The sequence below is a fragment of the Pedobacter ghigonis genome, assembly GCF_903166585.1.
Taxonomy (GTDB): domain Bacteria; phylum Bacteroidota; class Bacteroidia; order Sphingobacteriales; family Sphingobacteriaceae; genus Pedobacter; species Pedobacter ghigonis.
Genome location: NZ_CAESCM010000006.1, coordinates 138,891 through 160,473, shown reverse-complemented (window position 1 = coordinate 160,473; position 21,583 = coordinate 138,891). Strand labels below are relative to the sequence as shown.

The following is a 21,583-nucleotide window of genomic DNA, read 5'->3' as shown; positions in this document are numbered from 1 at the left end:
TGGAAAGTCTATCTTACATATTACATCTTCCATCGTACATCTTACCTCACCTCAAAAGGCAGCTTCTCCCCTTTTAATCCGGCAACTACATTCTGCACAATAATTTTGGCCATGGCGGCCCTTGTTTCTTCGGTAGCTGAGCCAATGTGAGGTAAAACAGCAACATTTTCCATACGCAGTAAAGGGTTTGTTTTATCCATAGGTTCGGGATTGGTAACATCCAGTCCGGCACCCCAAATTACTTTTTCCTTTAATGCGCGGGTTAAATCCGTTTCGTTGTGAATGCCTCCCCTTGCCGTATTGATAAAAATAGCATTGGGTTTCATCTGGCTAAAAACATCGTAAGTAAATTTACCCCTGGTTTCGGAAGTTAAGGCGGTATGTACCGATAGCACATCACTTTGTGCCAAAAGTTCTTCGAAGGAAACGTACTTAGCACCAATTTCCTGCTCAGCTTCTGTATTTTGCGAGCGATTATGGTAAATCACATCCATTTGATAAGCGGCTGCACATTTTTTAGCCATTTCTAAACCTATTTTCCCCAGACCAAAAATCCCCAGGGTTTTACCGTTTAATTCGATGCCCAGTTCGGGGCTGGGTTCATAGTTTTTCCACTCACCGCGTCTAATTTTCTGGTAGGAAAAGAAGGCTTTGCGCGATACTGCCAGCATCAGCAAAAAAGCGGTATCGGCAGTTGCAGCACTCAAAACACCTGGTGTATTACCAATAGGGATATTTAATTTCTTTGCCGCAGCCACATCAACCTGGTCGAAACCTACCGAATGCAGTGCAATAACCTTTAAATGACTACAGGCATTTAAAAAAGCTGCATTAAGCTTATTGGGACCAACACTAATCAAAGCATCCTGATCTTTGCAGGCTTCAATGAGTTCTTCGGCAGTGACTTGCCGGTTTTCTTTCCATTGGGTAATGGTAATATCGTTTTCTTCCAGCTGCTTTAAACCAACCGGAGCAATGTTGCCGCTTATAAATACTTTCATATTAATTTAACCGTAAATCTAATCAGGAGTTTTGATTATAGTTATTTTACTGTAACCGAAAGCACCTGATACGTGTTTGCACTGAAATATCCCAGTGCATTATTCGAAATATTGGAGGTTGGATTGGCGGGCGTAGTACCCTGATTCGGTCCGCGGTCTGACTGCTGGCTCAATGCATACCAATAATCAAATATATTACTGTCAACACATTCCATTTCAACCCTAACTTTATCATTGGTATTCAGCTCATCGCTGTCGTGATCGTTGTTGGGTTTAAAAAACAGTTGGATCCGCAAATCATTGCCGTTTGTCAAGCGGTCATTGTTAGCATAATAACGTCGCGAGAGTACATCATTTACATACAGGTTAAAATGGTAGAAATTTACTTCGTTAACCGGATCGGTAAAAAATGCCGCGGCTGTTTTTCGCTCACGCCCAAAAAAGGTGTTTTTAATTATCCCAATCGAGTCCATTTTAACCACATTCGGCATTTTAGAGCTGGCAGTGTAGTTCTGTCCCTCAACAGTTGCATTTAAACTGTAGGTAACACCTGGCTCTCCCTTCATCCTGTTAATGTAAGTACCCTGTTTAGCGCTTTCTTTAAACACAAAAGTATTGCCCTTGCTATCGGTAACGGTAACTGTAGCACCCGAAATCTTTGGAAAAATATTCTCTTCAGTATAACCAATAGTTTTACTGATTTTAATCTCCTGATCAATCAACTGATTGTTAATTATGCCTTCAATTACAATTTGAGGTGCTGCATTTTCGGTATCAATCGAGATAATTTTCTTGCATGAAGTGAGGCACAAAGTAAAAAGGGCAAAATATATCGTTAGTTTTTTCATGACATTAAAATTTAAAGTTCCAGGTAACGGATGGGATAAGTCCAAACAGCGAAGTTTGCTGGGCAGCAGTTTTGTTCGGATTATCCGGATCGGTGATAAACTCAATGGAGTAGGGATTTTTACGCGCCAGCAGATTGTAAATACCAAAATTCCAGCTCGATTGGTATTTCCCTTTTTTCTTGCCTTCTAATGTTGCGCTTACATCTAAACGCATGTTGTAAGGCATGCGGCCTGCATTGCGCTGGGTATAATAATAAGCAGGTTGCCCGCCAACGGTATATTTCCCTGCCGGATAGGTAACAGCATTACCTGTACTGTAAATAAAGCTCGATGAAAAGGTCCACCTTGCAGTCATATTGTAAATGCCAACCAGCGAAATATCATGTGTGCGGTCTTGCCTGGCCGGAAAATATTTACCGCTATTCAACTCGGTAAATTTACGCTCCGTGCGCGATAAGGTATAACCTACCCAGCCATTCAGCTTACCAAATTTCTTTTTGAAAAACAGTTCGAGTCCATAAGCCCGGCCAATGCCATAAATCAGCTCCGATTCTACATTTGAATTGGCCAGCAACTGGGCAGCATTTTTATAATCGATCTGGTTTTGCAACCATTTGTAATAAATTTCTGCCGAAAGCTCGTAGGTATTGTCTTTAATATTTTTAAAATAACCCAAAGCCACCTGATCTGCAATTTCGGGCTTTATGTTATTGCTGCTCAACACATACTGATCGGTAGGAGAACTCGAAGTAGCGTTGGTTAAAATGTGAACGTTTTGGGTATTGCGGTTATACGATGCTTTAACCGAGTTTTCTTCGTTAAACAAATAACTTACCGAAAAACGGGGCTCCAGGTTGAAGTAGTTTTTGTAAAACTTGCCTTTTGCTACATTGTCTGTAGAAGTAACTTCGCCTGCGGCATTGTAAATATTAAAATTACCTGGCCCCATTAAAGAGAAAGCCGCCAGTCGTACACCATACAAAAAGTTGAGGTGTTCGTTTACACTCCATTCGTCAGAAATATAAGCGGCAGATTCTATTCCGTAGCGGCGCTCCTGTGTAAGCGAATTTACCTGCGAGGCTACATCGCTATCAATATCAATCGGCGAAATGCGGTGTTGTGTAGCATTTAACCCAAATCTTAAAATGTGTTTATTGCTGAAGTATTGAAAATCTTCCTTAAAATTAAAATCGCGCACCAGCGAGGTAGCCTTAAAATTAGTGGCATCGTTAAGCAGGCGAACAGTATAATTGTAATTGTTGTAAATTAAGGAGGTATTAGAGAATAACCTATCATTAAAAATGTGGTTCAGCCTGATTGTAGTGGTTACATTGCCCCAGTTATTCTCAAACAAATCCTTCACCCCGATATTATCTTTACCGAAATACCCCGAAATGTAGATCGTGTTTCTATCGTTTATTTTATAGTTGGCTTTGGCGTTAATATCATAAAAATTCAGCGTGCTTCCATTTACCGACGAATCTGGCGAAGCCCTTAAAAACAAGTCGATATAGGTGCGGCGAAAGCTTACCATAAACGAACCGCGGTCTTTAACAATAGGTCCTTCGGCTTTAATACGCGAAGCAATTAAGCCGATCCCACCCTGAAATTTAAATTCTTTATTGTTGCCATCATCCATTTTCACATCTAAAACCGACGATAAACGGCCACCATATTGGGCAGGCATGCCACCTTTGTACAGGCTTACATCCTTAATGGCATCGGCATTAAAGGTAGAGAAGAAGCCCAACAGGTGCGAAGAGTTGTACACCACAGCCTCATCGAGGATGATCAGGTTCTGATCGGCAGCCCCGCCCCGTACATAAAAACCGGTATTACCCTCCCCACCCGATTTTACTCCGGGCAGCAGCTGTATGGTTTTCAAAATGTCTTTTTCGCCAAGCAGAACCGGAATAGAATTAAGCGCCTTCATATCAACCCGTTCGAGGCCCATTTGCGCACTTTTAACATTTTCGTTTTTGCGGTTATTGGCACTCACGGTTACTTCGGCCAAATCGTTGGCACTCTTTAACTCTTCGTTTAATTTGGTATCTTTTGTTAAATTGATTTTCTTAACAATGGGTGCATAGCCGGTGTAACTAACCGATACGGTGTACTCTCCTTCTACCTGGGTTAAAGCAAAATAACCATAGGCATTGGTTAAGGTTGCACCGGTTGCGGGGCCAATTACTTTTATCGTTGCACCAATTAATGTTTCGCCGGTGCCGGCATCGCGGATAGTACCACTAAGGGTAAATTTACTTTGGGCAAAAACAACTGTATTTAAAAGAAGAAGGGAAAATAAAGCAAAGTAATTTTTTATGAGCATATCGGCAACTATCTAAGATGAAGGAAACCAAATGTACGAAATCAAAGTTCTATTGCGAATATTATCGGATTTCTTAAAGTTCGGTTTACTTACTATTAACGGGATAAATGCCAATATGGTGTGAGCGCAACATATAAGCGCTTAGCCCATCCTTGCCTGCCTGCTGAAAAGTAATGAGTTTGGAAGGTGTTTTGGGCATGTGACAATCAATGCAATTGGTGCTAAGCGATCCTTTTGCCAGCGTGGTATTGCTGTGTTGGGGGCTTTGATGACAACTGATGCAGCGTTGCGAGTAGATGGTTAAATTTCCCTTAATGCTTTCGTGCGTATTGTGGCACGATTGGCAGGTCATGCTTTGGCTCTTGCGGTAGCAATTGCTTCCCTTCAGCATTTCGGTCTGGTTACCATGTACATCGGGATCGGCACCACCAAAGCCTGCAAAGTCTTGTGCATAATAATCGTCTAAATTATCGCCGGGCTGGAAACCGAAAACCGATTTTTGGGCAACCAGTGCATTGCCCGAGTGGCATACCCCACAGGCATCCATCTTTTGCTTTCTGCTAAGCGTTTTGTAAATGGTTATAAATTTAGCTGTTTTCTCTTCGGGGTTATCGAGGTGAAAAACTGCATGCTGCCGACCGGGCCCGTGGCAACGTTCGCAATCTATACCATAAATGAGTGCGCCACGTTCCATTTCCTCATCAGTAGAAATGCCCGAGGTTTGGGTTACTTTTTTCTCTACATACGAAGCATGGCATTCTAAACAACGGCTGCCAATCGGCCTGTCGTAATAAAAGGTTTGTTTGGTAAAACCCGGACTAATGGCCCAGTTCCGGATTGCCGAAAAATACGAAAGCGGCAGCTCGTAAAGCTTTTTACCTTTCCAGTAGGCATAGGTATAAGCCTTTTCGCCCGAACCGAATACCATATCGAACCTTTGGGCACGTACTTCTTTACCAGCTACATAAGCTACCTGAAAAATACCCGTTGCCCGTTTTTCGACTACTACCTTTTGATGCGCATCGAAACTAAACGCATTAGAATCGGGTGCAAAAACTTTTAACAATTCCAGATCGGCCACTGGTTTGGAGGTTAAACCATGGGTATTGTGTAGGTAAGATTGGGTAATCTCCTGATGGCATTTTACGCAGGTAGCGGCCCCGGCATAAGCTTCGCCCCTGATATCTTTTGGTAACCGGGCGGCCGTATTCATGCATCTTGAAAGGATAAAGATGACTACCGCCATCGCCCCTAAAATAACCAGGATCCTATTTATTCCTTTCAAGATGATGTTAGCTTTTTATTTTACAAACTGAATATAACTAAAATTATAACCGCCAGCAGCAGCAAGTATCCTAATTTTTTGTTTCCCGGCTTTTAAAGCCAGGTTTTTTATTTCGAATGTGGCAAACTTTTTCGCATCGCCTGTATTTGGAACCGCTACTGCTTTGGCAACAGTTTTACCATCAATCAAAATACTTATCCTGCCAGCGTCCTGATCGGCAGCGGTATTGAGTTTTAAAGTATAATTTCCTTTTTGGGCAACGTTTACCGTGTATTGCAGCCATTCTCCTTTTTCGATATGGTTTACATAATACTTTTCGTACTGGAGCGAATCTTTGACAATATCTACACCATCGTTGCGGTAAATCCTGCCCCGGTTTCCAGCCGATCTTTTATTGGTTGACGTATGATAATCGGCCGTATCGGTATCGAAATAGGCAAAACCATTTCTGCCCAAATCATAATCAACGGCATAAATAATACTTTTGTTTTTAACCGAATTGGCTTTAAAAGGTTTGGTTTCATTGCTAAAGGGCTGGCGGATCATCGCATCGATTACATCGCGGTGGATAATGGTATTTTCTAACCTCGAATAAATTGCCAGTTCCATCAGGCCACTGTACACGTTGCTATCTTTAGGTTTGTTGCCGCCATTATTCAGGTATTTAACCAAAGCATCATAATTGGGGTTCGATTTAATTTCCATCGGATTATTTACGCCGATTTTTTTCAAAGGCCACCACGACCAGCCGATATTATTTTTTTCTAACAGGTGTATGGCATCGGTAAACCAAACGTTTGAGTTTTCGCCTGTTTCGCCCAGCCAAACGGGTACATTTTGTTCATCCCGTGCTTTGATAATGTGCGCTATAGAAGCCTGATCGTTATAATTCCAGTATTTGTGGAAACTTAAAGCCATATTTTTATCCCACAGCGGAAAAATACCATTGTAATTATTGCCCCAGCCATTCCCTTCAATAATAATGAGGTGTTGCTGATCGACCTCGCGAATGGCTTTGGTAATCTCTACCATCAGTTTTCTTAAAGGAGCGTTTACCTTTTCTTTGGTTCCGTTTTTATCTTCCTCGGGATTGCTGAAACCATAGTTTGGCTCGTTTATAATATCGTAGGCCCCGATATAAGCTTCGTTTTTATAGCGCTCGGCCAGTTTTCGCCAAAGGGCAATGGTTTTCTCCTGGTTAGCTTCGCTATTCCACAGGTAGGGTTTTGACGGATCGCGGTCGGCAATGTTTAAATCGTTGCCCTGCCCACCCGGTGCTGCATGTAAATCTAAAATGAGGTACATTTTATTGGCCTTACACCAGTTGAGCAAGCTATCAGTCATGGCAAAACCTTTTTCGAGCCAGGTATTTTTACCGGATACCGGCTCCTGATCTACAGGCAAAGTATAGAGGTTATAATGCATGGGCAACCGAATCGAATTAAAGCCCCAGCGTTTCATCGAGTCGACATCTGTTTTACGCATGTGGTTAGCCAGCCAGGCATCGTAAAATTCCTGCGTTTGCTTCGATCCCATTAGGTCTGCTATCCTTTCGCGGATACGGTACTGCTGGGCTTCTTTATCAATTTTAAGCATGTAGCCTTCCTGCAACATCCAGCCCCCAAGGCCAATGCCGCGTAACAACACATTCCGGCCCTGGCCATCAACAATTTTTGTGCCCGATGCTTTTAAAAAACCCTGACTAAAACCGGTAATTGAAATGCTGCTAAGGAGAAAAATATATAAGAGTGATTTTTTTAAAAACATAGTTGAGACGATTGATTTTACCAGATATAAGTGGCTACCGCGCCCTTATCGAGCGTTGCAGCGTATGTTTTACCATGCTGACTGATGTTAAATTCGGCAGCATCTTTGCCTGTATTGGCCACAACAAGTACATATTTACCATCGGGCGTTTTAAAAGCAACATTGGCCAAACCATTTAATTCGTTAGAGGCAATGCGTACAGAGCCAGGCCTTACAAACTTCGAAGCATGGGCAATAGAAAAATAGGCGAGGTTCCGGCTGTAGTTGTCGCCATTAATGGTAACTGCGCCCTGGCACATCGAACAGCCTCCCCTGTCGGTGTAAGGCTTGTTTTCCGGATCGGCAGCAAGGTTCCATTCCAGTACGTTTTTACTCCAGTTACGGGTAGCGCCAATAATTAAGCGCTTTACCGGGTTAACGATATTAATGGTTGCTGCATCGGGCTGTTCTACTACCATTTGCTCGGAGAAATAGATATTTTTATCGGGATGGGCGTTGTGCACATCGCTTAGCGCTTCGATTTTACCACCATAGAGGTGAAAGGCCGAGCCATCAATGTATTTCTTCGCTGCCGGGTCATCTAAAATACTGATCGGGTAATCGGGCCGGTCGGCATTATGATCGTACACAATAATTTTGGTTTTAATATTGGCTTTTGCGAATGCTGGTCCGAGGAACTGCTTTACAAATACAGCCTGATCTGGTGCTACCATCAGTAAGCTGGGGTTATTACCCGGATGTAAAGGCTCATTTTGCACGGTAATGGCATCGATCGGAATACCTGCTTTTTGCATGTCCTGTACGTAACGCACAAAATATTTGGCATAAGCACCATAATATTCAGGTTTTAGCATACCGCCGCGGGCATCGTATGTTGTTTTCATCCATAAGGGGGGAGACCATGGAGAACCCATAATTTTTATTTTAGGGTTAATGGCCAGGATTTCCTTCATTACCGGAATAACATCTGCCTTATCGGGTCCCAAATCAAATTTAGCCTGCTCCAGGTCGGTTTGCCCTTCGGGAAGGTCGTTGTAAGAAAATACCTTTTCGTTTAAATCGGATGCGCCAATACTTAACCTGATGTAACTTACCCCAATATTAGTACCATTGGTTGCAAACAGTTCTTTAAGCAAAGCTGCCCTTGCCGGTGCCGACATTTTAACAATATGCTGGGCACTTCCGCCAGTTAAGGCATAGCCAAAACCATCTATACTTTGAAAAGTTTCTTTATCGTTTACAACAATGGTGGGCTGCTTGTTTTTAGCAGTGGCCAGGCTTAAGCCTGTAGCTTGCCGGGTAAATAAGGCTGTACGATCGGCTTTCGTTAACCACACCTGTGGCTGGCTTTGTGCCATAACAGCTGCCGAAAAAGTAAAAGCACAACCCATTATGAGCCCAAAGGACTTGGTGAATAGCATATAAAAAAGATGAGCTGATAAAAAACAGGAAGAAAGACTTCGCTTTCTCCCTGTAACAATTAAACATTAAGGATATATAGACGGGAATTTATTTAGAGCCGCCCCACTCTTTACTCTGTAAAATTTTAGAGTTGGCCAGTTCTCTTTCCGGAACGGGTAGTATTTCGTTTTTACCGGCAACAAAACCTTTAGAAGATAGTTTTGAAGCGGCAAGGCCCCAACGTACCAGATCAAACCAGCGCTGGCCTTCTGCAGCAAGCTCAATCCTTCTTTCCTTCATAATGTTATCCATGGTAACGGCAGCCGGATTTAAACCAACCCTTGCCCTAACCGCATTAAACATAATATAGGCTTTAGTACCTGCACCAACTGCTGCACCGCTTTTTAACAAGGCTTCGGCTTCCATCAGGTAGGTATCGGCCAAACGGATTTCGTACATGTTCTGGCCAAAGTTTAATTCCAGCTGACCTACAGCTGCTTTGGTTGAGGTACGGCCTGCAAATTTTTCGACAAAGTAACCGGTATTGGCGTTAGCATGTTTATAGCTTACAATGCCTGCTTTTTCTAAACTGTCTAAATTGGCAACAGTAGGTTTATTACGTGGATCGAAATGAATTAAATCGAAGAATTCTTGTGTAAAAGGCATTACGCTCCAGCCTGAAACATAATCGGGAGCCTGTGCTGCAATTTTTGGCACATAGTTACGCGGGCCAACCAAAATACCCATAACGTTTCCTTCTCCGCTACCCACATTGCCCCAGCCCATGTTTGAGGTTGTATTGTAGGCAAGCTCGAGTATAGATTCAGAGTTGAACTTATTGGTTACTTTCCATAAATCGGCAAAGTTAGGTAGCAATTTATAATTATAGGTGCTTGCACCAGGTGTTGCGCCATTTACCAAAGCAAATTCTGATGCCGCCTGTGCCCATTTTTCCTGCCACAAATAAACCTTACCCAAAATCGCGTGTACTGCACCCTGCCCTAAACGCCCGGCTTCTGCTGTGGGTATGGTAGCAGGCAAACCACCTAATGAAGCTGTTAAATCTGCTTCAATTTGTTTGTAAACATCGGCAGGAGCAGCCTGTACCACATTGTACATGTTATCCTTATCAACAGGTTCTAATAAAAGCGGAACATTTTTAAAAATACGTACCAAATCGAAGTAGAAGATGGCACGTAAAGCTTTGGCTTCTGCTATATACCTGTTTTTGGTGTTGGCATCCATGCCTATGCCTTCTATTTTCTTCAACAATACATTTGCACGATATATGCCTGTAAAGCCTTTGCCCCATAAATAACTCGGTGCACCCGAAAGTGAGTTTACGGTATAGTTATTCATGGCCTGTAAATCGCCCAGATCGGAAGGCGAATCGCCGCCTGCAAAGTGATCGTCAGAGCCTGAAGCAAAAATATTTAGCTTGGTTAAATAACCCGACGACTGATTGCCCAACTGATCGTAAACAGCAACTAAACCATTAAAAGCCTGTTGTTGGTTCACGTAATAACCACTCTCCAGAATACGGTCTCTTGGGTTTACGTCCAATTGTTTTTGGCACGAAACCAATGCCTGACTTGCAACTAAAAGCGCTGCATAAAATAAAATATTCTTTTTCATCTTCTACTTAAATTAAAATGCAACATTTAAACCAACCATAAATGAGCGTGCCTGCGGATAAACACCTCTATCTACTCCCAACACGGTACCACCGATTTCCGGATCGTAGCCGCTATAGTTGGTAATGGTCCAAAGGTTTTCGCTCATTAAATAAACACGGAGTTTCTGTGCGCCAATTTTTTGTGTAATGTTTGAAGGAAGATTATAACCGATCTGAAGGGTTTTCAATCTGAAGTAATCGCCCTTTTCAAGATATTTTTTAGAGAATTTGGTATTGTTTCCGTTCGGATCGTTTTCTACCACTCTCGGAACCGTAGTAGAAGGATTGTTAGGTGTCCAGCGATCTAAGATCGAGTGCTGCCAGTTGGCATAAGTTACATCTAAACGTCTTAAACCCTGAAAAATCATGTTACCAGCAACACCGTTTCCGAATATAACCATATCAAAACCTTTGTAGGCCAGGTTTACAGTTACACCATAAGTTAATTTAGGTAGCGGACTGCCAATGTAAGTTCTGTCTGATCCCGAAATGGTTTCATTGCCGTCTAAGTTGGCATATTTAATATCGCCTGGTTTTGCTGTTGGCTGAAGTATAGTACCTCCTGGGCCGCGGTAAGCATCAATTTCTGCCTGCGTTTGGAAAATACCCAGCATTTCGTAACCGTAAAATTCGTTAAACGATCTGCCTAAACCAGTTCTGGTAAAGTTACCCATGGTTTGAAAAGATTGTGCATTATCTTCGATAAAGCTTTTTCCAGGCAATAATCTGGTTACCTTATTTTTTAAGGTAGAAAGGTTTGCATTAACACCCAGGTTAAACTCGCCGATTCTTTTTTTGTAGCCAAGCTCGAACTCAAAACCTGTATTCTGCATATCGCCTACGTTTTCTGCTGCACCACCTGCTGCACCAACATAAAGCGGTATATCTGGTGTTTGTAAAACGCCCACGGTTTTTTTCTTGTAATATTCGGCCGATAAGCTGAAATCGTTAAGCAAGGTTAAATCGAAACCGATATTGGTTTGGCGGGTTTCTTCCCATTTCAAATCAGGATTTGAAAGTGCTGCAGGACTCCAACCAATGGTACTGATATCGGTAGTACCGAAAGAGTAGTTACGTCCGCTTTGTACCAGCGCAATGTACCTGAAATCGCCAATAGCATCGTTACCGGTTACCCCGTAACCCCCGCGGATTTTTAAGAAGTTGATGACTTTATTTTCTTTCCAGAAACCTTCTTTGCTCGGTACCCAACCCAATGAGAATGAAGGGAAATAACCAAATCTGTTGTTGCTACCAAAGCGGGATGAACCGTCGCGGCGGATAATACCAGTAAATAAATATTTTTCATCATAATCATAAGTAACCCTGGTAAACAACGAGTTAATGGTATGTGGTGTACCATCGCTACCATCGCTGGTTCTATCGCCGGCAATTGGCTTATAGTTCATATTGCCCTGATAAAAATCGGTTGCAATTACGTTGGCAAAGTTTACGTTAATGCCGCGGTTGTTGTTATCCAGATAATAACCCTGACCTAAAATGGCAAATGCATGGTGTTTACCAATGTTTTTGGTATAACTCAGGGTATTTTCCCAGTTATAATTTAACACCGTATTTATTTCCCTGTAAAATGATGCTTTATCATTTTTATTAGAAGATGTTAAATAAAACAATGGCGTAAAACGGTCTTCGCCGTAGAAAGCTACTTTAGTTCCAAGCGCTGAACGGAATTTAAATTCGGACGTTGGCTGGATTTCGGCAAAAACGTTACCTACGATGTTATGATCCCAGGTATAATTGCCCAAACGCGTTTGCATGTAAGCCAGTGGGTTACTCATTTCCTGCCCAACCACCGGAGATAAACCATAAGGGAAACCTGTAGCCGGATCTTTTAAAACATTGGGTAAGGTGTAAGGCGAAGCACCAATAATTGCCGGATTGGTTTCAATTGTAGGTGTAATCGGGTCTAAGTTAATGGCCGAACTCAATGGCCCGCCAAACTCACTGTTGGTGTTACCTAAACTACTTGCTACAGCGTGGCTATAACCCATGTTTTCGCCAAAGGTTAACCATTTTGCAGGTTTAAACGTAGTGTTAATCCTTACGTTGGCCCTGTTCCAGCTAGAAATAGGACTGGCCACAATACCATCCTGATCGATATAACCGAAAGAAGTGTAATAGTTGGCTTTGTCGTTTCCACCAGAAACACTGAACTCATGTGTTTGTCTTCTGGCATCGTTGTTAAAGATTACAGACTGCCAGTCGGTTCCTTCGCCAAAGGCTGCCGGATTTGCGTAAGGAGCTGCTTTACCTGCGTTTACTGCCGATTCGTTTCTGATTGTGGCGTACTCAGTAGCATTTAACATATCTAATTTTTTGGCTGGTGCCGAGGTACCATAAAAAGCATTGTAGTTGATATTTAAACCACCTGCTTTACCTTTTTTAGTAGAAATGATAATAACCCCATTGGCTGCACGTGCACCATAAATGGCCTGCGAAGCAGCATCCTTTAACACCTCAATCGATTCGATATCTGATTGGTTTAGGTAGCCAATACCACCGTTATCTACAATTACCCCATCTACAACCCAAAGCGGATCGTTATTACCTGATGATGCAAATGAAGTGTACCCCCTAACACGAACGGTTGAAGAAGTACCCGGCTGACCGTTACCGCTGGCAATGGTTAAACCAGATGTTCTGCCTTGTAACGATTGCTCGATCCGGTTAATTGGCATGGTTTCCAAATCTTTGGCTTTTACACTTGAAATAGATCCGGTTACCACACTTTTCTTTTGTGTACCATAACCTACTACTACCACCTCAGTTAAGTCTTTCGAATCGGCGGCTAGCGTTACATTAATACGGCCACCTGCTGGAACAGTTACCGTTTGTGCTGCCATACCAATTAAACTGATGGTTAGCTTTGCCCCTACCGGAGCCTGAATGGTAAATACACCATTGGCATCGGTTGATGCTGCCTTTGTAGTTCCATCTAACTTAACTGTTGCGCCTGGTAAGGGCGAGCCATTTTGCTCTGTTACCTTCCCTGTAACCGGAATGTCTTGTGCCAATAAGGCGAGCGGGAAAGCCAGGAGACAGTAAATGAAGAATACGAATGTAAATCTTCCTCTCATAGAAATTAGTTTTTAGTTAATGATATTTGGTTAGTTCATGAACACAGTCTTATTGGCTGCTGTTTCATAAATCAAATCTATAGACGTGAGGAGCAATAGCACAATTTACCACTACTACACCAACCATACACCAACCCTCAAATGGGCTAAAAAACAGAAAAAAAGGGCCTACATAAGCCCTACAATAGAATTATAAAAAACTGTTTTACAGCTATTTAAATTTTTTAACAGAAAAACACAGTAATTGTAACAAAAATACAGGTTTAAGGTGTTTTTTGACGTGCAATTTCGATCAGGAACTCGTATAAATTGGTTTCGGGCTTAAGCTGAAGCTTCTTTCTTAAGCGATAACGGCCCACTTCTATAGCCTTAATCGTCACATTCATCAGCTGCGCCATTTCTTTTGAAGAAAGGTTCATTGATAAATAGGCACAGAACTTCAGATCGTTCTGGCTCAGGTCGGGATAAAGATCTTTAAGCCGGGTAAAGAACTCGGTATTGACGTGGTTAAAGTGCACACTCATGTGATCAAGCTCCTGGTCTTTCTTTTCTACATCTTTAATCAGCCTGATCAGGTGCCTGAAACTTGGCGAGCTTTCGTTAAGATCATGGTTTTTGATTACAGCCGATATTACCTCTTTAATTTTAGCCAGTACCTTACCACGCTGCACCAGGTGCATGGTCATGGTAGAAAGTTCTTTGTTTTTATAGTTTACATCGGCTTCGAGCTTTTCGTTCTGGAGCCTTACAATTTCTTTTTCGTTCCTATCCAGTTCCAGCTGGTGCAGGTAGCTCATGCGTTCCTGCTCTTTTATGTGTTTCTTTTTTTGCCACCTGATGATTAATCGTAAAGCCATAACAATTAAGATCAGGTAAAAAATGCGCATCCAAATGGTATTGTACCAGGCAGGCAGTACTACAAAAGTATAGCTCACCACTTCCGATTCGTTATTAACGCCGGTACTGGCCTTTACATTGAAGGTATATTTTCCGGCTGGCAAATTGGTGTAGTCTTTTTCGCTTTTAGTGCCCCATGCCGACCATTCGCTGTCGAAACCAATAAGCTGATAACTGAATTTGATGTTCTTATCGTGCTCAAAAAGTGTAGAGGCGTACTCGAAATGGATTGAGTTTAGGCTGTACACGTATTCGGGTATCTCGTGCAGGTCTTGCTTACCTGCAATAGTACCCTTGTTTACAAAATAGCCACCAAAAACCACACTATCTTTATTACCCATCAATTTAACAGTACCGAGCACTACATTTGGCCGGGTTATATTCTGAATGTATTTTTGGTAGTTGATGTGATAAGCCCCTTTGTTGGCCCCGATAAATATGTTTTTGCTATCGGGCGTATATATCGATTCGAAACCGCCAACCACTTTGCCATTTAGTTCGGGCAGGTACAAAATACTGAAGGCACTTTTGGCTTGTGGCCTGTGAAAATCGATTACCCCTACCTTTTTATTGGTAACAAACCAGATATTGCCGTCGTTATCTTCTTTGAGGTATTGAATAGGAACACCATTTAGTGCCGTACCTAATAACTTAAAACGGGTAAACTTTTTGCTTGCGGCATTGTATTCAAACACACCACTGGTAGTTGCAATTGCGACCCTGTTTTTAATGTGGAATACATAATTATAGAGCTTTGTAGGCAATCCGTCCCGATCGGAGAATAAAGTAGTACGCAGGATGCTTTTATGATCGGGTTTCAGTTCTATTTTATACACGCCATGATAAGGGTGCGAAGCCCAGATCTGATCGGGATTATTGTTATCGGCCACAATAAAGCGCAGGGTTTCGTTAATTCCGGCAATTTTACCTCCACTAACAAAGCGGCTTCCATCGTAGGTTATTTCCTGCAGCCCAGCGTAGGTACCAGCTATAACTTCTTTGCTCGGGTAAACATTATCCATGGTTTGGTACATCCAGGTACCAATCAGACTGTAAAGCGGGGTAGCGGTATTATCTTTTACCAACAGGGTACCATCCTCGTGTGCCATTAGCAGCTGGTTGTTAATTTCGTCGAGGCCCCAAACCTGTCCTTTGCTGTTCTTTACTTCCTCAAAATTGACTGGCGAATAGCTTAAATCGGGCATAGCCGTATTAATTTTCGCCCTGTACAAACCATTAGAGGTACCAATGTAGATAGACTGGCCATACTTACGGAAAGCGTAGCTGGTAATTTGCTTATTGCGGTCGGGAAAAATGTTTTTAACGGCACTATTTATGGCTACATAGGCAATCCCATCATCGAGGGCCAGCCACATGTTCTTATCCTTATCGAGCAGTATTCCCCTTACGTTATTGTTTTGTAAGCCTTCTTTATAATTGTATTTCTGCACCAGATCGCCCTGCTTGTTCATGATGTAAACCCCACCCGAAGTAGTGGCCACACCATATAAATCAGGACTGATTTGGGTGGTAAAATAAATCCGTTCGTTTAAAAACACCTGATCTAAACTGGTTTTTAAAGGCTTTAACTGATGGTTAACCACGAGGAAGAATCCCTTTTTTAACATCGAAACCAATAAAGTATCGCCGCCATAAGGCAGCACCGCCGTGATGCCCGAGCGGTTTAAAGCACTGTCGATGCAAAATGGCTTCCACATTTCGTGGTCGTAAATCATCAGTCCCGAATCAGAAGACTGCGAAAAAACCTTGCCTTTCGCCGCACCCATAAACAGCCAGGTAGTATTGGTTTTATAGCTTTTAATTACCCCGTCTTTATAATGCAGAATAGCATGTATCGACCTAAAAAACACTTCATCGCGAACAATTGAAACGCCCCAGATATCGGCCAGTTTCCGCATGTTTTCGGGCAAGAGGTTTAGTAGCGAAGTATATTTTAAAACACCTTGTGCATTGGGGTAGAAATAACCAAATTCATCCTGACCGCCTACATAAATGCGGTTTTTAGAATCAATCCCCACTGAGCGCACAGAAGTAAAGTTGGGTAACCTGAACAGGTTCCAGTAGCGGCCGTTAAAAGTAAGCAGGCCTTCGTTGTTGCCAAAATAGAGTATCCCGTTTTTATCTTGCTCTACATCCCAGTTCTGAATACCGCCATTGTACTGCTCATTATTGTAGTTTACCACCTGCGGAATACCCAATAATACCTGGGCATGGGCACAATAAGCAATTAGCAAGAATAATATAGCTAGTACAGGTTTCTTCATTTAGGTTAGGGGACGGTTAAAACGCAATAATAAATATATAATTTTAATTCCGGTTAGCCGTGATTAGATTTCGGCCTAACATTCTCCGCCTGCGCACGCTTGCTCTTGGTCGGTATTTTTAATCCCGGCCAGAGATCAGACACTTTAGTCTTCCACATAGATTTCTCCACTACGGTCGAAATGACGATTCCGTTTTAAGCTTTCCGCTTGCGCGCGTTTCTAACGCGTGCAGAATAGCTTAACGATTTTATCGTACCAATCATTTTTTCAACCACCTCAGACATCTAAGAACATCCAGGCTATTTTCTTTTCGCTTTCAGCTTTAGTCTTTTTCAGGCTTCCAGCTTTAGTCTTTTCGCTTTCAGCTTTAAGTTTAGTCCTTCAACAAATGTGGCTGTACAGCTTTTCGCCAGATTGCGTAACCGGCAGCATTCATGTGCAGCATATCGCCAACAAATAGTTCGGGACGTAGCTGGCCATCTTTGGTGAGCATTAAAGGGTATATGTTAACAAATTTGGTATTGGCTTCGCCTGCAAAGAATTTTTGGATTAAAGCATTTGAGGCTACAGCCTTTTCTTTAAACTTATCGCGGCTTGGGCTGGGTTTAATTGAAATGTACACAATAGGTACAGCTGGCAATTTTGCCCTGATAGCTTTGTACAGGTTAATGGTACGGTTCAATACAGTATCTGGCGTTACAGCATCGTTTGGCAGGTCGTTTTCACCTACATAAAGTACAATTTGTTTAGGTTGATAAGGAAAAACAACATCGTTTAAGTAATAGGTAATATCGTTAATCACCGCACCTCCAATACCCCTGTTCAGGGCATTGTATTTAGCAAAAATCCGGGTACAGTCGTCCCATTTACGTATAGAGGAGCTTCCGACAAAAAGCACGGGGTTTACAGGTGGTTTATACATTTGGTCGTACTTTTTAATCACCTGCACATCATCCCAGAAATTGGGTTTGTTTTGCGCAAAGGCAGTTAGCGTTAAAAAAGAGAGGCAAAGCAGAACGAAGGATGATCTTTTCATATTATTTTGTATTAAACCGGGCACAATATAGCATTATACCCTTGGCTGTGGTAAAATCAAACAAATTTATTACGGCTGGTTTATGTGGGGTTGCCACAAAGGCAGGGATTAAACACCGAGGAGGTGATTTTTTAGCGGGATCGTCATTGCGAGAAGGCTTTTTCAGCCGACGAAGCAATCTCTATCGTAAGAATCGCAGGTATGAAAGATTGCTTCGTCGTTCCTCCTCGCAATGACGAATCGCAATATTAAGATGCCCTACCAGTAAACACCTATTAAAAAGCCCCTCCAAAGCTCCGCGTTACAGCCTCATTAAAGCCTGCTGATAAAGCGGCAATATGTGCGAGTTTTTGCGGGGTGGAGTGCTCGTTGTACAGTTCGGTTTCGGCCATTGGCGGCACTTTAATCGCCTCATGCTTATTGCTGTTAGCCTCGCCGGATAAATCGACTACAATCTGCCCTACCAAGAGTAAATCGGTTTGTTCGGCCTTGTGGTTAAGCGAAAGGTATATAGAAGTAATGATGGCATTGATCTGGTAAATGATAGCCTGTACATCGTAAAGTCCTTTAAAACCGATATGTTTCTGCATGGGTTCCTGCCGTGCCGATTCGATGGCTTCGCTTAGGGCAGATAAACTTAAATTGGCGCTTTTACGGGCCATGCGCGATTGGTTTTCGTTGCGTTCTGCCCTGTTTTGAATGGCTACCTCCAGATAATTAAGACTGGCTTTTGAAGCATTTAAGATTTTAGCCTTCAACTGGCGACTATCCCATATCGGGAACAGGTAAGTAGCAAAAATGGCAATTACACAGCCCAGCAGCGTAAACATAATGCGATCGTGTACAATATGATCGAAATGCCCCTGATAACTGCCCAATGTTAAAATTACCGCAGGAGTAATAAACAGTACGCTAATGGTATAATTTAGGCGGTTAAAAGCATAAAAGCCAAGTAAAAAGATTACCGAAAAAGACAGCAGCACCACCGGACTTTTAATCAGATAAACCAAAACGAGGCCAATAGCCACCCCACCAAGACTTCCCTTTAGACGTTGCAGGTTGCGTTTCCAGGTGATTGAAAATTTAGGTCGCGCTACAATTACGAGTGTTAAAAAAAGCCAGTAACTGTATTTGCTGGGTTCGAGCTGCCAGATTAACAAAAAGCCGAAAAGGAAACAGATGGCCAGCCGCAGCGAAAACCTGAATATCGGCGATTTTAAGGTAAGGTGTTCTTTAACCGAAAAGCGGTCGCCGGTAATAAACAATGGGTATGCAATGCTTTCGCTCAGTTCTTGCAGGTGTTTTTGGGGCATGCGCTCATTACCGCGTATCATTTCGATAATGCGCACAATATCGTTCATGTTAGCCATCACTTTGAGCACAATGAGTCGCTGGGTTTCGTTTAAACGTTCCAGCTCCTGCAACAGCAGTACCCGGTTTTGGTGGTAGGCCATATTCGTGGCTACCTCGCCTTTGTAGGCTTTGGCCGAGCGTACATGTCGCCCCAGTTGCTCCAGTTCTTTGGCTAAAAGTTCAATTAATATGGCAATCAGTTGCAGGCTTTGGCCCCCATCGAGGGTTTTTCGTACCAGGCCATAATCGTAATGCACCGCATTCAATTGCTCGTATAAATCAATCAGCAAACGGGCCCTTTCTAGCAGCAACTGCCCTTTTGCATTGTCGGGGTTCATGGCATACTTATCGGTAAGCAGCAAATTGCGAATGAGCTCGTGTTTCTGGTTTACCTTAATGTGCAGCTTAATGGCTTCTTTTTGCTGCAAATCGAGCGGTACGTTTACATCGTAATTTTTAGCTTTAATATGCAGAAACTCGGCACTGCTCATTAAACATTCAAAAATGGCGTGGTGCAGCGAGCGGTAAGGCCTGATGAGGATCTGGATTAAACTGATTACATAATACCAAATCCCGCCTATTAAAATGCAGGTACTAAAATACAGCGGCCGGGCAGGTTGTAGGCCCATTACAAAAGTGCATACAATTAAGGCCATGGTACCAATTAAGGCCAGCTTTTGCCCGTAAACCGCAAACATCGAAAAGCTAAAGGCCGCCATTACTACCACAGCAGCACTGAGGTAAACCTGATCTAAAACCGACGATACTACCAGCGTAGTTAAGAAGAATACCGAAATGCTCCATATTGCAGTTTTTAGTTTGTTTAAACGGTTATCGGGCAAATCAGTAAGGCTAATGAGCAAAGACCCCACCCCAATTCCCTTTGCTGCATCGGGATTGCCCAGGTAAAAAAACAGGATAATGGGTAACACAACCGTAATGGTGGTGCGCAGTGCATCAGAAAAATACTCGCCCAAAAAGAAATAGGTAATGGTAGAGCCGATACTGTTTTTGCCCATGTAATTAATGAATAATCTTAATCGTTAGAAACGCCGCAAAGGTAATAAATATAATGCATGCATATCAAATGGTTGCATAAGACAAGATACCGTTTCGTTATTTGGACTTTTGCGAAATTCAGATCTGGTGAAAGGGTTAACTGTTTAATCTATCTCGAGGTAGATTTCTCCGTTTCGCTGCGCTCCAGTCGAAATGACGGAACGAGGCGATAAAAGCCACGGATGCACGGAAAAACACGGATTGAGAATTAACTAAAAAGATTGCTTCACTCTTGCACACCAGCCCTACCTTTCGGCTTGCAATGACGCTATAGGTTAACTGTTTTAAATTGGTTAAGCGGTTAACTGTAAAGGCAACCTGTTAAATCTGCATTCGCACAGATTATCGTAAACCTCCCTCTGCGTACTCAGCGCCTTTCTCTCTGCGTGCTTTGTGGTTAAAAATGCTACAGGCACAACTAAACTCAAAAGCCTTATTCGTCATTAAATTCCTCTTGACAATAACTAACCATTTCGTTATGTTTGATTTTACTATTCCCAAACCGAGTGCTAATACTTTCTTAGCCCGGTTTTAAATAATCATCCCACATTTATTAACGGGTTTTATTACCCATAAATTAATTAGGCTATGGCCATAACGGGCATGATTAGGGAACCTCCGCGTTCTGCAAAAGCTGCTAAGGCAGCACAAAAACCTTTAGAAAAACCCCTTTTTAGGTTAAAAAAGGCAAATTACTTTGAAACCTTGCTGCAGCGTGCAGCGACAAATCAAAGTAAAAACGTAAAAAACAACATCAACCATTAAATTTAAAAACCTATGATTAAAAGTATAGTATTACAGCCGCTTAGAAACGGCGAGTATATCCAGTTCTTAACCGATGTTTTAAACATTGTAGCGAAAAACGATCCAGATACTTTGAATGTAAGCCCGCAATATAGTGCCTTGCGTACCACAACCGATAGTGTTGAAAAACTATTTAAAATAAGTCAGAGCAGTTTGGTAACCGAAGAAATAGAGGCTTTAGATAAACGAAGAGACGATGCTATAAACGGCATTAGCTTACAGGTGCAAAGTTTATCGTATAGTGCCGATACAGTATTAAATAAACACGGCAAAACCCTCTCGGCCCATTTGGCCCTGTTCGGCAGTAGTATAGCTAGAGATAACTACCAGAGCGAAACCACTATCCTGCGTAATGTTGTTAACGATTGGAAAAATAAAGTAGAACTGCAGGAAGCCGTAAGTGCCTTAAACCTCAATGCCTGGCTTACCGAGCTGGAAACGGCCAACAACGATTTTAACCAGGCTTATATTAAGCGCAACGAAGAACTGGCCGCAGCACCAACCGATAAACTGAAGGAGTTGCGCAGCACAGCCAATAACCTGTACTATAAACTACGTACGCGTATTAATTCGAACCTCGATATTAATGATGGTGCCGAGCCATGGGCAGCCACTGTTAACCTGCTTAACCAGCACATTAGTACTTATACACTGTTGCAAACACGCAGGGCTGGCGGATCGGGCGAACCGCCCGTATTGAGCTAAGTATTTTTTTGGAGATGCACACACATAATTAGCTACAACTATT

The 21,583-nt window shown here is 42.5% G+C and carries 12 protein-coding genes; 1 reads left to right on the top strand and 11 read right to left on the bottom strand.

Going from position 1 to position 21,583, the window contains the following annotated elements:
* Window positions 1-41: 41 nt before the first annotated feature.
* From HWV58_RS10930 to HWV58_RS10880, 11 genes are all read right to left on the bottom strand, one after another.
* Window positions 42-1,001, bottom strand: coding sequence for a 2-hydroxyacid dehydrogenase (locus tag HWV58_RS10930; protein WP_175634142.1), 960 nt, complete (start codon window positions 999-1,001; stop codon window positions 42-44).
* A gap of 41 nt (window positions 1,002-1,042) precedes the next feature.
* On the bottom strand, window positions 1,043-1,849 hold the full coding sequence (locus HWV58_RS10925; protein ID WP_175634141.1) for a DUF4249 domain-containing protein: 807 nt from the start codon (window positions 1,847-1,849) through the stop codon (window positions 1,043-1,045).
* 4 nt (window positions 1,850-1,853) lie between these two features.
* Window positions 1,854-4,178 (bottom strand): TonB-dependent receptor, encoded by a 2,325-nt coding sequence (locus tag HWV58_RS10920; RefSeq protein ID WP_175634140.1) that lies wholly within the window; start codon window positions 4,176-4,178, stop codon window positions 1,854-1,856.
* A gap of 85 nt (window positions 4,179-4,263) precedes the next feature.
* The gene (locus HWV58_RS10915; protein WP_175634139.1) at window positions 4,264-5,463 is read right to left on the bottom strand and encodes a multiheme c-type cytochrome; all 1,200 of its coding nucleotides are present in this window, start codon (window positions 5,461-5,463) and stop codon (window positions 4,264-4,266) included.
* Between the two features lie 15 nt (window positions 5,464-5,478).
* Window positions 5,479-7,230 carry a cellulase family glycosylhydrolase gene (locus tag HWV58_RS10910; protein ID WP_175634138.1) on the bottom strand — a complete coding sequence of 584 codons (1,752 nt, stop codon included), beginning with the start codon at window positions 7,228-7,230 and terminating at the stop codon, window positions 5,479-5,481.
* Window positions 7,231-7,247: 17 nt separating this feature from the next.
* Window positions 7,248-8,588: a glycoside hydrolase family 30 protein gene (locus HWV58_RS10905; RefSeq protein ID WP_235972708.1), complete on the bottom strand. Its 1,341-nt coding sequence runs from the start codon at window positions 8,586-8,588 to the stop codon at window positions 7,248-7,250.
* A gap of 151 nt (window positions 8,589-8,739) precedes the next feature.
* Window positions 8,740-10,266: a RagB/SusD family nutrient uptake outer membrane protein gene (locus HWV58_RS10900; RefSeq protein WP_175634136.1), complete on the bottom strand. Its 1,527-nt coding sequence runs from the start codon at window positions 10,264-10,266 to the stop codon at window positions 8,740-8,742.
* Window positions 10,267-10,278: 12 nt separating this feature from the next.
* Window positions 10,279-13,401, bottom strand: coding sequence for a SusC/RagA family TonB-linked outer membrane protein (locus tag HWV58_RS10895; protein WP_175634135.1), 3,123 nt, complete (start codon window positions 13,399-13,401; stop codon window positions 10,279-10,281).
* A gap of 263 nt (window positions 13,402-13,664) precedes the next feature.
* Window positions 13,665-16,583, bottom strand: a complete 2,919-nt coding sequence (locus tag HWV58_RS10890; RefSeq protein ID WP_175634134.1) for a ligand-binding sensor domain-containing protein — start codon at window positions 16,581-16,583, stop codon at window positions 13,665-13,667.
* A 373-nt stretch (window positions 16,584-16,956) separates the two neighbouring features.
* Window positions 16,957-17,619: a GDSL-type esterase/lipase family protein gene (locus tag HWV58_RS10885; RefSeq protein ID WP_175634133.1), complete on the bottom strand. Its 663-nt coding sequence runs from the start codon at window positions 17,617-17,619 to the stop codon at window positions 16,957-16,959.
* 275 nt (window positions 17,620-17,894) lie between these two features.
* Window positions 17,895-19,991 carry an FUSC family protein gene (locus HWV58_RS10880; protein WP_175634132.1) on the bottom strand — a complete coding sequence of 699 codons (2,097 nt, stop codon included), beginning with the start codon at window positions 19,989-19,991 and terminating at the stop codon, window positions 17,895-17,897.
* Window positions 19,992-20,808: 817 nt separating this feature from the next.
* Here HWV58_RS10880 and HWV58_RS10875 point away from each other — a divergent pair.
* Entirely contained in the window at window positions 20,809-21,540 is a 732-nt protein-coding gene (locus HWV58_RS10875; RefSeq protein ID WP_175634131.1) for a DUF6261 family protein, read from the top strand.
* Window positions 21,541-21,583 lie beyond the last annotated feature (43 nt).